The sequence below is a fragment of the Halalkalibacter wakoensis JCM 9140 genome (assembly GCF_000513095.1).
Lineage (GTDB): Bacteria > Bacillota > Bacilli > Bacillales > Bacillaceae_D > Halalkalibacter > Halalkalibacter wakoensis.
Genome location: NZ_BAUT01000054.1, coordinates 1 through 15,185 on the forward strand (window position 1 = coordinate 1; position 15,185 = coordinate 15,185).

The following is a 15,185-nucleotide window of genomic DNA, read 5'->3' on the forward strand; positions in this document are numbered from 1 at the left end:
ATTTGTGAATTTAACTAAATCTTTTTCTTCTAAAGGATATGAATCGTTGTGACTAGCTATTTGTTAAGTTAGCATCTTAATAAATACATTACTTAAAACATAATTCATCTTTCTTTTTGGAAGAGTTTGTCTAAGATTAATGCTAAGCAATCATTTCTAAGGAACAAATCGCCAAAACAACATCAATAATTAGGAGGACTACTAATGTTAAATGAATTTGTACGACAAGAAGCTCGACCATTACCTGTTATTCTTATGTTGGATGTGAGTGGTTCAATGTATTCTGACGGGAAAATAAATGCGTTAAACGCATCGGTAAAAGAAATGCTCGAAACGTTTTCTGAAGAAGACTCGATCAAAGCAGAAATTCATGTGTCCATTGTGACATTTGGAGGAAGAGCAAACCTTCATACAGATTTAAAACCGGCCAGAGAAATTACTTTTACTGACATGTCTGCTAATGGGGGGACGCCACTTGGCGAAGCACTAGATATCGTTACGGAATTAATCAATAATAAGGAAAAACTCCCGTCAAGAAGCTATCGTCCAAGTATTATTCTTGTTTCTGATGGGCAACCAAACGATAGCCAATGGGAAGCTAAATTACAGTCGTTTATTGAATCAGGCAGAACAGCAAAGTGTGATCGTTGGTCACTAGGCATAGGACAAGATGCTGATATGAGCATGCTACAAACGTTCATGAATGATCCTGAAAAACGAGTGTTTAAAGCGGAAGACGCCAATCAAATTAGTAAGTTTTTCCGTTTTATTACTTCGACGAGCATCGCAAGAACAAAAAGCCAGAACCCCAATGTCGTAACAAAGGAACAGAAAACATTTGATCCTTTTGCCGGCGAAGACTTGACGTACTAGTCAATGAAAGTAACGATCGACTATGCAGGAGCTTCAATCATAGGGCAGTCTCATCTTGAGGCTGCTCTAAAAAATCAAGATGCTTATACCATATTAGAATCAAGTTTCGGAACCGTCATGGTAGTAGCCGATGGAGTTGGTTCTAAACCTCATTCCGATGTCGGCTCAAAGGCAATTTGTCAGTCGGTAGTACAGGCCGTTAAAATATGGCATTCAAAAGAAAATGCTCCGATTCAGTTATTAATCCGCTTAATTCACACCCTTTGGGAACTTAATATATCTCCACTAGAAAAAAAAGATTGCAGTACGACCTGTTTGTTTGCTGTTTATTTAAAAACTGGAAAACTCTATTTAGGTCAACTAGGTGACGGTATCATTGGTTTTATTCATGAGGATAATTTTTCCGTTTTAAAAATTAAAGAAGAGGAGTTTGGTAACTTAACTCAATCCGTTGACTCAGTGACTTCTTTAACTGATTGGACAATTAAGGAAATCGACCTTACGACTAGTAACTTCTCATTACTATTAGCAACTGATGGCATTTCAGAAGATTTAATTGAGGATAAACGCAAAGAATTTGTAGAATATCTTGTTCAGTTAATTAAAGAAAAGCCTGCGCTTAAGTTAAAAAATCGGAGGATAAAGAAACTAATTAAAGGCTGGATTACAAATTATAGTTTAGATGATAAAACAATGATTATTTTTAATAGAGAGGTAGAAAAATAATGCAACTGGGTGAAGAAAAGAATCCTAACTTTCTCATTGACGAAAAGAATTATAAGCACCATATCGTAGCAAAATTAGGTGAAGGTGGTCAAGGTGCTGTCTACAGTACAAGAGATGAAAATGTCGTCATTAAAGTCGTTATTGATGAAGAGACACAAGAGATCATTCAAAATGAAGAAATGTATGAACAGTTTAAGCAAACGATAGATGAAGTTCGTATACTTAATCTTCCTGAGGACCTACCAATTGCTAAACCGATTCATATGTTGAAAAAACCATACAATGGCTATATTATGCGACTTTTATCGAATATGGTGCCAATCAAAACGTTAATCAACGGACCTAAGACAGGTTTGTCTCAATTTTATATTGATACTGGTGGTTTAAAACACCGATTAGAAATTTTACAAAAAGCTGCGAGAATACTAGCAAGGGTTCATAGTCTACCAGTCGTATATGCTGATATTTCACCAGAAAATATTTTTATTTCAGCAGATAAAGATGCAACCGAAGTATGGTTCATTGATGCCGATAATATGAGATATACGATTGATTTTAAAAAAGCTATATTTACCCCAGGCTATGGTGCACCTGAGATTGTTAAATCGACTTGTAGCAATAATACGCTAAGTGATGTGTATTCATTTGCGTTATTAGCGTTTGAGGTCCTCGCATTACAAGCACCATTTGAAGGGGAGCTTGTCGTAAATGGTGGAGGCTGGGACACTGGTGAAGCTGAAGATAGTTGGGACGAAGACACAGAAGTGGAGGAACAAGATGACTGGGACAAAACTCCACCAGACGACCAACAACCTGCTACGAATGATTATTACGAAAAAGCAGCCCGCGGGGAAATTCCATGGATTGAAGATGAGAATGATAATCGGAATTTTACCAAAAAAGGAATTCCGAGAAACATCATATTATCACCTGCCATTAGAGCGTTATTTCAACGTACTTTCGGGGCTGAAGGTCGCTCGAATCCCGCAAGTCGTCCAACGATGAAGCAGTGGTATGATGTTTTGCAACAGGCCGTGGATGCGACTGTTACATGTAAAAAATGTACAAGTACTTTTTATATAGGTCATAATACATGTCCTTTCTGTAATGAAGGAAGGGACCCTGTATTTTACGGTCAAATATATGACCGTTATTTTGTAAAAGAGATTGTAGATAAAATAAATAATACCGACCCTGGACTTAAAATATTCCCAGAGGCGAAGCTAGAAGAAGAATCCATTACCGATGAAGTTTTATACAGTAAAGTTGGCTTCAAAGCATTCGATCAAACACCAGGTGTCAACTATTTTTATAATGTTCATACAGATGACATATTTCTCCAAGACGATGTCACACCAATGATTGAACTAAAACAAAGCTCGATTATTAGTATTAAAAACCTTAGTGATCGTGTAATCGAAATCGAAGACAAGTACGAACAAAGAACCCTCTACAAAAATGAAATTTATGATTGCAGAACATTAGAGGATGTTAAACTTCAGATCCCACTCGGGGAGTTGAAAACGAGAAATATTTCTTTCCGTGTCATTTAGGGGGCTACCATGAAAATCAGTGATATTAAACGAGTCAACAGCTATTTTATAGAATTAACATCAAAAAAAGATGTGAAAATAAAAGCGAATACACCTGTAAAACTGTTTGAAAATGGCAATCAATCGTTTATAACCCCAATAGACCCTTCCGAAATTGCAGATGTAAATGAAGCCATTCAAGTGGTACCGGTGAATTTAAAAAATGAAGAACTTCTCGAGCAACTGCTTAGGAGGAATTTACCACGTCTTGCCGTCGTTTTAAATGTAACAAAAAAACGTGAGATGACACTTGAAGTCAAAGTGTTTTCCGCTGAAAAGCCGATGGATATTTCTATAGCTGTTGAAGATGATTTTATAGACAAGATAAAAAAACAAATGAAATTGAAAAGCTTAAGTCGTGCTGAAGAAAGCCTCACCGATGCTTTTCTCATTTCCATTCATAATTTCACGTATGGGGTAATGGGTGTTCATACTAACGCTAATAAAGACGATTTATTGGAGAGATTTTTATTATTAGGTAAAGAAGGCTATTTACAAATTCATCGAAAAAAAGATGAGAATGATCAAACGTATTTTGTTGTGGAAAAATTGATTTCTAGCATCAAAGATAATGAATACGCCTTTTTTCTAATTAAAGGAGCCATTCGTTTCACTAAATCCATGTTTCTTGAAAAGGCGAGATTAGAAACACTTGCAGCCATGCAAGAAATTGGTTCGACGATTACGGGTTATATGAATACGTGGGAGGCATACGGTCAAATAGAACAAGAGGAAACATTCAAAAAAGTCAAAAAAGCAGGGGTCGTTCCTTATACAAATAAAGAATACTTACCAAATGGCGTTCTCAGATTAGATATCGAGGATAGTGAAAAGTTAGCTAACTTAGCTAATTATGCTGAAAAAGGCGAAGGAATCAGTATTTGTAGTGTCGACCCAGATGACTTATTCGGAAGTGAAATTACGATTGACCGTTATCAAGCATTCACTTTGGAAGCTAAAGAAATTACAGTTGAACTTGCAGAAGACATCGAACCACATAAACAAAGAATTTATATTAAACGTGTACCAGATGATGCGATACTTGATAATTCAGGATACTTGTTTTTATCGTTAGCCGGAGACATTTCACGGTTTCGCCGTAGAAAAGAAGCTCGTGACAATATTTTAGCAGGAAGAAGCTACATGCCTCATCTTGCAGCGATTTTAGAAAGACAAGCAATCTCAAAGCCTGTCAAAAAACGAACAGACCCTATTAGCCAAACGGTAAGAGAAAAGATTTTTCCGGTCCATCCACCAACACCGATGCAAAAAGAAGCAATTGATATCGCGTTAAATACACCAGATATCGCGATTATTCAAGGTCCGCCTGGAACTGGAAAAACAACGGTAATTCTAGCGATCTTAGAACGGTTAAATGAGATCTACGATTCGAGTAGTGGCATCTTTGGGAAAAATTTAGTGTCTGCATTTCAACATGATGCGGTTCAAAATGCAATTGATCGTATTGAGATTTTTGGATTACCAGGAATTAAGTTTGGTCAAAAAAGAGGCGAAGCAGGTGATGATGAGCTTATCATCGAACATACCGTTGAAAACTGGATGGAAGAAAAGAGACAAGAGCTTTATCAAAAATACCCTGAAATTTTAAAAGAAAAGTACATGGAAGAATTCGATAAAATTTATGTCAATTACTTGTATTCAGCCAATACAACGGAAAATACGTTAAAGCTATTGAAAGAAACGAAAGAGCTCTTACTATCGAAGCTCAGCATGGAATTGTTACAAAAAATAGATAAGGTTATAGCTGAATTAAAGCTTTCATTAGGTGGACATAGAGATCCGCAACGTGAACACTTGGTCAAAAGTATTCATAAAATTCCATATGTACCACAAGTGTTCGAAGATAATGGAATAGAAGCGATCATGGAAGCTATCTATCGACTGAAGAAAGAAGAAAATTCCATCTTACAAGAAGATATTGATGAATTAATGCGGTTAACCATACCACCATTAAACGAACAACAATTTCAAATGCTAAGACACATTAGAAAACGAATACTAACCAAGTTAATCCCAGCCGAAGAGATTTTCCATACGGCGAAACAGAAGGAAGATATCGTTTCGCTCTTTACCGAAATATCCGACTATATAAGTGCTGATTTTAATAAATCCAAGTCAGGTGAAGACGCTGTTCTATTAGACTATATTTCTGAATTTGAAAATAGTCCGCTTTCTATTCGAAACTCCTTACTTGATTATGTTTCAGTCCTTGGTGCTACTAATCAACAATCGGTTGGCCGCGTCATATCTCAATTAAAGGGTGAAACAGAACACTACGATAATGTATTAATAGACGAGGCTGCTAGAAGCAATCCTCTTGATTTATTTATCCCAATGTCACTTGCTAAAGATCGAATTATCTTAGTAGGAGATCACCGACAATTACCACATATTATTGATGAGGGAATTGTTAAAGAGATTGAGGGGGCGCATAAAAACGAAGACCAAAGTGTGTCTGATAAAGTCAATGAAAATATTAAAAAGAGTATGTTCGAACATTTATTTCAAACATTAAAAATTCTTCAAAAGAAAGACGGGATCTTACGAACAGTCACTCTTGATAAACAGTACCGAACTCATCCTGTACTTGGAGATTTTGTCAGTTCGAATTTTTATGAAAAGCATGGAGAAGTGCATATTGGAAGTGGTCTTCCAGCTGAAACATTTCGTCATGATTTACAAGGATTAGAGGATAAAGCTTGTGTTTGGTATGATATCCCGATAGAAAAAGGTGCTGAGGTATCAGGACAAAGTAAGAGTCGACCAATAGAAGCGAAAAAAATAGTCGCTCACTTAAAGAAACTCATGGATTCAGGAGAATCGAAAGGTCTTAATTTTGGGATTATTACCTTTTATAGTAGTCAAGTAAAAGCGATTCACGAGGAATTAGTGAAGGTTGGTATTGCCACGAAAAATGATGCCAATCAGTATGAAATTAAGTCCAACTACCGAGTAGAAGTTGTGAATGGTAAAAAAATCGAAAAGCTAAGAATCGGAACCGTTGATGCTTTCCAAGGGATGGAGTTTGACGTCGTTTATTTATCGATGGTTCGTAGTAATGAACTACCAGACAAAACAGAACAAGAAAAACAACGAAAATATGGGTTTTTAATGGTGGAAAACCGACTCTGTGTAAGTATGAGTCGACAGAAAAAGTTACTCATAGTCGCAGGAGATAGTGCCATGCTTCGATCTAGCGGGGCAGAACATGCCATCAGTCCTCTAGTCAATTATTATGATTTGTGCAAAGGAAATAAAACATATGGAAAAATTATTCACGAATAGAACGAGTGTTATTTATCAGTCACCTAAAGCGACTGGCTACGACATTATAAAAAGTAGTAAAAGGTGGGTCTTGACACCGATGATCGCTTACAAAGTACTCGTTCCTTATCCAGAAGATAAAGCGCTGAACTTGTTTCAGGAAACGATACTCAAACTATATCAAAGCGGTCGAAAAACAGCAGAATACATCTCGAACAAGCTGTTGATTCACGAAGAACTCGTGTCTTTTATTATCAAAGAATTAATTGAAAGACAGCTTTTAACAACAGAAGGACTTTTAACGGAAAGTGGTCAAGCGATCTTAAGTGAATTACAAGAACCTTACAATATGAAAACAGGGTATATCTTTTATGATGTAATAAATAAAAGCTACTGGGACACTTTTATTTTTGATGAAGAGTTTCAATATGTTAGCTGTGGTCATGGACATGACAAGAGACGTTTTGAATATGGGGATGTCGGTAATCCGCGAAAACAATTAGCAGTCGTCATCAAATCAGATTTGAGTGAATACCCTGAAGACCCGACGAATATTGAAATTTTAACGGTTTGTATTAAACATAAACGAAGAATGAAGACATTAGAACAAGGTGGCTATCTACCTGAAGGGGGTATTAATCGGTTACCCAAAAATTTAGGGAAGGTCAAATTTTTAGGGGAAAAGTTCCCTGTTTATACAGCAACCTTTTTGTTTATGCCAAATGATCTAAATAATAAATCGTTTTGGCAAGTGTGTCATCCTTTTAAAGGTGGGACATCCCAAATGTTACGTGAAAACTTAGATCAATTAAAAGAAGCGAGTAATCAGTCTTTCTTAAAAGAAGAGATATCTGATATTGTCAATGAGGCGTTTCGCGTTTCGCAAATTGAGATTGATGGTTTAGAAGATGATAAGAATAAAGAAGCCTCCTCATTTTTAAAAGATGTGTTATCAGAACAAATTACAAGTTATCCAAGTGTCTATAAAAAGTTATTAGATTTGTATCATGTCGTTAAAGAGCTTAATCATCTCCATGCGGATAGTAATCGCGGTAAAACGTATGAAGAAATACAAACGAAAATGCGTGAGTATATTCGAACCTCTCACGAAACGTTAGAAGATGCCTTACTAATTGTAAAACAAGCAAATGACGATTATTTTAATCATAGATATTTAACGAAGGATGCCTATAAAAATGGCGAGATTTTATCCGTCTTTGCTGAACAATGTGGATTTAAGAACCATGAAACAAATCCACTTATCCAAAGATTTTTATCAGTTAAAAAAGGTAGTGTCTTATATGCAGGTGAAAGTAAGGAACTCTCGAGTCTTGTTGCCGTCCACCTTCTTATGGCAAAAGAGATAAGTGAACATCCATTTTGGAAGTTAGGCGAGAAAATTCCCCAACTGCTCCTGTTTTTCAGTCATCTAAAAACAAAGCGAAATAAAAGTAGTCACTCAAGTGGGGTCGAATTTCATTTTAAAAATGAAGAAATGCTTTTTGCTAAAGTCATGTATGTTATATCGATGCTGCTTTCAAACTTGGACTTTCATTATGAGAAAGACTTTACATTTCAACCTAGTGAAGAAGATGAACGTTCGATTGATCAAAAGCTTTATTATTTTGCTGAAAATGAAATTTATAAAAAAGTCGGAACAGTCGTTCAGGCTTTCCCTCAGATTCAATCATTATTAGTTGATGTAGAGTATTCAAAACTAAAGAAGAAGAATAGTTTTCTCGTGGAAGCTACCCGTGTCATGGAAGAACTGCTGACAGCACTGGGAAAGAAAACCGTGATTGAAGAAGCGAGGATGCATGTACAAAAAAAAGCTACCGACAATCTTTCTTATTTGAGAAAACCTATTCAATTACTGGGGTTTGAATTTGAAATCGAGCAATTGCCGGACTCTTTTATCAACGTCAATCCAAATAAAATAATAAATAGTTTTAGAGACTTTGAAAACAGTGTTTTAAGTGCAAAACTATATGCTATTTTATTTTCAGTAACGATGAAGGAAACTGAACTAATAAAGGAATTGGCCAGAGACATCCCGCAATTCATTCAGCTAGCGGTAAAAATCTCTGACCAAAGAGGACACGGAAATGTCACAGTAACAGAGGAAGTTCGCCAAGAAATTAGTCAACAATTGTATGAAGTTGTGATAAAGCTACTTCCCATCTATAAAAAATATCAAGTAGGATAATAGAAAAATTGGAGGATACGATGACAAAAGTAAATGAAATCACGCAAGCAGACTCAATACAATCGGATGAAGAAAAAAATGATACATCGGGACAAGAAGAATCGGTAGAGGAACTACTTGTATTTCTTGAAAAAGAGCAATCGGAACTTGAAAAAGCACAAGCAATACTTGAAAAAGAACAAGCGAAAATTCAAGATGAGCAAGTGGCTATCGAAAAGGAAAAAGTCGCGCTCGGTCAAGAAAAAACAATTATAACAACGGATTTACAAACGATAAAGAAAGAGAAAAAAGAACTGAACGATGAAAAGAAAAAATTAGAAAAATTACGAAGTACACTCGCAGATAAAGAGAGAAACATGGCAGAGCGTGAACTCAATGCAGAGAATAACTTTACTATACAAAATGAGAAGTCTCTGCAGGTATTTAATCAAAAAAGAGATGCACTCGAAAATAAAATCGCGCAACAAGAAAAATTGATTGAGAAAAAAATGAGTGATAAAGAAAAGAAACTTGAAAAACTAATCCAAACCTATGAAATCGCGAAAGTAGAAAAACAACGAGAAGTCGATCTTTTTCTTGAAAATTATAAGGAAGAAAAAATGAAGCAAATTGAGAGTGAGTACACTAGCAATAAAAATGAGCTAATTCAACAACTAGAACGTTATAAGCAAGTGGCTCAAGAAAGCGTTCAAATGCGAGAACAGGAATTACAGGAAAGGGAACAACTATTAAAAAAACGTGCTAATGAGTTGGCACTTTATAAGCAAGAATTGGAGAAAAAAGAAGAGCAACTTAATGAGACACGTGTTGAATATGAAGGGAAACTAGCTCAATTAAACTTGGAAAAACGCTTTTTAAAACAAGACGAAGAGATTCTAAAACAAACAATTGAAGCGCGCGTTGAAGAAAAAGTAAAAGAACAACAGCAATTATTAGCAGATAAAGTAGAAGCAGAAGCATTCTTAATTCGTAAACTTTCTCACCTCGAAAAAAGATTAGCTGATTATGAGCGTGTTGACTTACAATCAGGTCAACGTTCCAAAGAAGAATTACTCGCTCAAATTGACAAGCAACAAGATGAGATTCGTTCGTTGTTGAACGATTTGAAAGATCGTCCAACGAAAGACATTTATGTTGAACTAGAGGAAAAATCTCGAAAATACCAAGAGTTGATTGATCAAAAAGAAGAACTCGCTAGAAAAGTAGTGGAACTAGAGCAAAAAGAGCATACGTATTTACTTTCAGTTAATCAACTTCAGTCAGAAAGAGAACAACGAGAAATTGAAGAAAAGCGCCGATTAGCGGTTACAGCTCAAATTGAAAAATATCAAGAGGAAGTCAACCGATTACGTAGCTTATACGAGCAGCCAAAAGAAATTCAAGCAAGAATTGATGTTATTCAAAAACCACAATTGAAGAAAAAACCTTCACTGACTGAAGAAATAACTGAAATTAGCTGGTTAGATCGTATTTATAACAAGAGTATAGAGTCTGGCCTTCATTTTAATCGTCGCCTCATGAACTCTTTCCATACAGCGCTAAAAACAGCAGAATGGTCTCCGTTGACGGTTTTAGCAGGAGTGAGTGGAACAGGAAAGTCTGAATTACCTCGTCTGTATTCACGTTTTGGCGGCATGTATTATTTACCGCTACCTGTTCAACCGGACTGGGATAGTCCACAATCTTTGTTCGGTTATTTTAATTCAGTCGACAACCGCTTTAATGCTACGCCATTATTAAAAGCATTAAACCAGTTTCAGTCAATCAAAGAAGGTCAGTCATTAGAAGACAACTTGTCTGATAGCATGTTTTTAGTTTTATTAGATGAGATGAACTTAGCACACGTCGAGCTTTATTTTAGTGAACTTTTAAGTAAATTAGAAACACGTCGTGGCGAAAAGAATGCAGTAAATATTGATATCGATTTGGGAGCGGGGATGGACAAGTACCCGATAGAATTAACTCGTAATGTTTTATGGGTTGGTACGATGAATGAAGATGAAACGACGAAATCATTATCGGATAAAGTATTAGACCGTGGTAATCTAATTAGTTTCCCACGACCGAAGAGGTTTGAAAGACGATTAACATTAGAGTTAGCACCTGAAAGTCCTATGTTAAAAAAAGAAACATGGAATCGTTGGATTAACCAAAAAGTAGTGCTTGATAAAGAAATAGAAAAGTATAAAAATGGTCTTGAAGAAATTAACTCACATCTTGAGGTCGTTGGTCGTGCGCTTGGACATCGAGTGTGGCAGTCGGTAGAAAATTATATTTCTAACCATCCATATGTCATCCGAGCAAAAGAAAGTCAAAATGACGCCGAACTTTCTAGTAATATACGACAAGCATTCGAAGAAGCGTTAGTTCACAAAGTGATGCCAAAACTGCGAGGGATTGAAACGAGTGGTCGAACAAACAAAGTTGAATGTTTAGAGCCAATCGAGCGAATCATTGCTGATATTGCTGGTGGGTTACATGAAGATTATCAATTGGCAATGAAATCAACGCATGGTTTGTTTGTGTGGAGAAGTGCAAAATATTTAGAGGAAAGTGAGTAGGAAGTGAACGATATGGTACCAAAACTTCCAGAAATAGATGACTTAGAAAGAATCGCTGCGTCCCAGTCTCCTTCAGTTGAAGGGGCTTGGTGGATTACATTACAAATTGTTGATCATATAGTAAACTCGATGTCTCAGCGAGACACTATCCATCGTGCCTTTGTTTCTGATTTACTTTCTGATTTTTTATCTCGAAATGATCGGTTACTTCAGTTGAAATCGGTTCGGCCACTACCGAATGATACCATCCAACAACTAATAAGTTATTGCTGGAAGCCTGCTGAGTATATTCTTGCCGAACCCCGAACAAAAATGGTAAAAGAAGGAACGATGATCTCTTCGCATAAGTTAAAAAACCCAAGTGCACGGACGATGAATTGGTTAGCCAAGCAGCCGGGTCGTAATATGAGGGAGAAATTAGCAGGAAAAAACAAACTGCTTTCCGAAAAGAATGTTTACTCTTGCGATACGAAGGAAAACCAAGTGACAGTCAAGGTCCTTAGTGATTTAAAACACCTGATTGAAGACCGGATGGATCTCGGGATACAAGAAATGATGTATGACTATCTTGAGTCAGATTGTCTTCGTAATGACGAGATGGAAGCTTTTCTTGAATTTTCGGCCAAAATCAAACAATCGAAACTTGCTGATGTAGACCCAATCCCGTCAAATCAGCCAAACAATGTACTAATGAATGATAAGTATTACTCTGCGATTTGGCGAGCGAATCAAGAAATGATCAAATATAAACAAGCGATTGAAGAATCGTGGGACTTTGCTTTTGAACGGTATTTATCTATGGTGGTATTAAGTATCGGGTCGAGCCTTCTTCGAACTCAAAATGTAGCTATTGTTGATGACGTGGGCAGAGTGATTGATGTAGATGGTTACGTTCATTTGGCAACATTGTGGAACGAAACGATTGGACAAGCCAAACCTATCCAGTTTATTGCCACTGATGATGTTTCTAACGTCACGGTCGGAACGGTGAAAATGTTACAAAAAGACAAGAAGTTTGGTTTTATCCATGCGAATGGAATGGATTACCACTTTCGGGCACAGTCATTAAAGGAATCGTATTTATTTGAATCGTTACAGTTGGATCAACGAGTAACTTTTGTTCCTCGGAAAGAGTCGAAAGGAATGGGTGCGCACCAAGTAAACGTACGGGAAGTACTTGAGTCAATTTCGTTAATATTGAAACCGAAAACGATCGAAATAGTAATTTCGCAACAATCATTTCAAAGTGAAACCGCAAAGTACAATGAGCGGTTACGAACGACACTCGTTTATGAGTTTTCAGAGGTAATCTCAAAACTTGAATTAAAACGAGGGATATCTTACTCAGTAAAAAAAACTAAAAATCAAAAGTTCGAATCCAAATGGCAGCTAGCTGCTTTCGCTGATATGCAAGGACTCCGCGAAACTGCTAGTCAGATCAGCAAGGAGATACTGAGTGAATTTTCGTTCCGAAACCATCAAGCGACGCAGAGGGTGTATAAGCAACTAACGGATCATGTGACATTGGACTTTACAACCCATCGACCGCAACTACAAACAAATGGAACTAAGGTAGAACTACCGTACCAATTATGCTCGATGGTTATACCAGGAGATGAGGGTATTGAACTTCATCAACCTAACACGCGTGATCTTTTTGATTTACATAGTGACATTTTATCGATGAAAAGTATTATTTCCACTCATGCTCCAAAGCACGAGTATAAGATGACTTCATTTACGAATGTACTTCAAAAACTTCAAGCGGATATATCTAAGTTAGATGGTTACTTGATTTATACTGTACCTGATCGGATTGATGAATTTTCTCAGAGTAATATCAAAAAAGAATTTGCGATCCATTTCAAAAAAGCGTATCCAGTTTGGCGGAGTATAGCAGCTGCAATCGCTTGGAAGCCACAAGCAAACATTGCTAACGCTCGAACTCTTCTTGTCATTGACACACATGAAGACTCGAGTAACGCCGTCTTTTTAAAAGTAATAGAAAATAAGAAGGTTGGGGACTTCTTTTTCGAGCACTATGCACCGTTCCCGCATGAAGATGATGAGTATCCCATTCATTTCGATGCTTTTATTCGTGATTATCTCGATGCTTATATAAAGAAGCATCGGCTCGACCTTACTGATTCACAACAACAAGCGCTGATACAATCTGGAATAGTAGAAAAAGCAGTTATGAATAAGGAAGAAATGATTATTTTATTGAGTAACGAACCGCATGCTATATATGGAAAAGTGTCATATGATCATTCTGTCTATTTACAAGTTTATCGTAAATGGTTAAAACACCTTTCTACGTATTTAATAAAATTAAAAGACGAAGAGCTTGGGCGTTCGAAAGTGGATCATGTCCTGTTTCTCGGCGATCATCTTCACGATGAAAAGCAGCTGACAAGTCATATCATGAAAGTTTTTCCTGTGAAAACCGTCAAGTTGGTATCAACCGAAGAGGCATTAAAAGGGGCATCAGAGATCAATGAACAATTAAAGAACCATTTACCAACATGGTATGAATTCTTACCGAATTTAAGCCTAGAAGTTATTAAAGATGGCCATTATGATCAATTAAGCCTCATTAAAGATACGTCAATTGAAAATGTAATGGGTGAAGTCAAACAGTTTGAAGTCAAAGAAACTCTTACATTAGAAAAAGGGCATGATGATTACAAGTTTCCGCTATTAAAAGGCGTGTCGGGTAAAAACAATATAGAATTTCAGGCGATGATTAAAGATAAGTCCTTTCCATTACAAGAAGATGTTCATGTAAAACTGTCTATTAACTATCGCTACGGCTATGAAAATAGTTACGAATTGGTCATTACGCCAGTCGAAATATCAAATGCACCGTTTGCGGAAATTGTTGCTGAGTGGTTAGAAGAAGGTAACTATGTCGACAGTGAAGAGATGTATCCAACGTTTCCTGAAAAGAAATTTGATGAACAAGAGTTACTCGGTGAGATTGATATCATGAACAATTTTATCGGACGGATGTATAAAATTATTGAGTCGAAACTCGTTAAGCAAACAGCGCAAATTAATGACTTAGAATACATGGAAGGACAATTTTTCAAAAACATTCACCGCGTCCGAAAATTAGTTTCAAGTGATAGTCCAATCATAGCCAAATTTGTAAATGCGCTATACCATCATCCGATCGTCAAGTTTTTAGCAAACGTTGATAATTTTATTCCTGAGCATTTACAAACACCAGCAAATGAACAGACAATTAAAAAGCTGAAAAATGTCGTGCTCCAATTTTTATGTAGTTTCGGTCCTCATGTAATTCCATCGTTATATACATTTGTTATTGAACATTACAAAGAATCAGACCCTGTTAAGAAAGCGAGAGTCTATGGGGCACTTCTTACTTTAAATGGAAACAAAAATGAGATCGTTGAAAAAGTAGTGAACGAAATCAACCGAGATAAGCAGCCTACCATCCGGTCTTTAAGTATCCCACTATGGAAAGATAAAGACATGATTGAAACTCTTTTCGAGCGTCACCCTGAGTTTATTACGAAAATAATTAATGAAATCACTTTCACATTTAAAAAAATCGAAAAGCAAAAATTTATGAATCCTGTGTTGTTTAGAGATTATTGTGAAGTATTGCTTGCGATCTTAAGGTTAAGAAGGAATGATTATTTCTATTCGTTAAAAACTGGCTCGAAAGAAAGTAACAAGCTAGCAAAATATATTCGCAAGATTGATGCGCTTTTCCATAAACAAGGTACAACATTCAAATCTAGGATTCGGTTTGATCTGAAAAAGCATGAAGCACTAAATAATATGAGTGACTTAGCATTTGTTTTGAATACGTATTTAACAGGTGACAAGGGTGTGAACTTAATTCAAGTAGCAGAAGTAGAAGATACGGAAGATTAAGTAGACAACAATAGAACAATACCCGCCCACAGGTAG

Annotated in this window: 7 protein-coding genes; all 7 read left to right on the top strand. The window is 36.4% G+C overall.

From position 1 onward, the window contains the following. The first annotated feature begins 204 nt into the window (after positions 1 to 204). From JCM9140_RS16300 to JCM9140_RS16330, 7 genes are read left to right on the top strand one after another with little or no spacing between them, the layout of a single operon-like run. Positions 205 to 873, top strand: a complete 669-nt coding sequence (locus JCM9140_RS16300; protein WP_052002327.1) for a vWA domain-containing protein — start codon at positions 205 to 207, stop codon at positions 871 to 873. 3 nt (positions 874 to 876) lie between these two features. Then, positions 877 to 1,599 carry a PP2C family serine/threonine-protein phosphatase gene (locus tag JCM9140_RS16305; protein ID WP_034748889.1) on the top strand — a complete coding sequence of 241 codons (723 nt, stop codon included), beginning with the start codon at positions 877 to 879 and terminating at the stop codon, positions 1,597 to 1,599. After that, positions 1,599 to 3,152, top strand: coding sequence for a protein kinase domain-containing protein (locus JCM9140_RS16310; protein ID WP_034748892.1), 1,554 nt, complete (start codon positions 1,599 to 1,601; stop codon positions 3,150 to 3,152). Before JCM9140_RS16305 ends, JCM9140_RS16310 begins: the two co-directional genes overlap by 1 nt. A 9-nt stretch (positions 3,153 to 3,161) precedes the next feature. Further along, complete coding sequence (locus JCM9140_RS16315; protein WP_034748895.1) at positions 3,162 to 6,497, top strand: DEAD/DEAH box helicase; 3,336 nt, start codon at positions 3,162 to 3,164, stop codon at positions 6,495 to 6,497. Further along, positions 6,475 to 8,682 carry a hypothetical protein gene (locus tag JCM9140_RS16320; protein ID WP_034748898.1) on the top strand — a complete coding sequence of 736 codons (2,208 nt, stop codon included), beginning with the start codon at positions 6,475 to 6,477 and terminating at the stop codon, positions 8,680 to 8,682. The genes JCM9140_RS16315 and JCM9140_RS16320 overlap by 23 nt, the downstream gene beginning before the upstream one ends. A 20-nt stretch (positions 8,683 to 8,702) precedes the next feature. After that, the gene (locus JCM9140_RS22720) at positions 8,703 to 11,243 is read left to right on the top strand and encodes a DUF8727 domain-containing protein (protein WP_052002328.1); all 2,541 of its coding nucleotides are present in this window, start codon (positions 8,703 to 8,705) and stop codon (positions 11,241 to 11,243) included. Positions 11,244 to 11,255: 12 nt separating this feature from the next. Continuing rightward, positions 11,256 to 15,149 carry a cold shock domain-containing protein gene (locus tag JCM9140_RS16330; protein WP_034748902.1) on the top strand — a complete coding sequence of 1,298 codons (3,894 nt, stop codon included), beginning with the start codon at positions 11,256 to 11,258 and terminating at the stop codon, positions 15,147 to 15,149. Positions 15,150 to 15,185 lie beyond the last annotated feature (36 nt).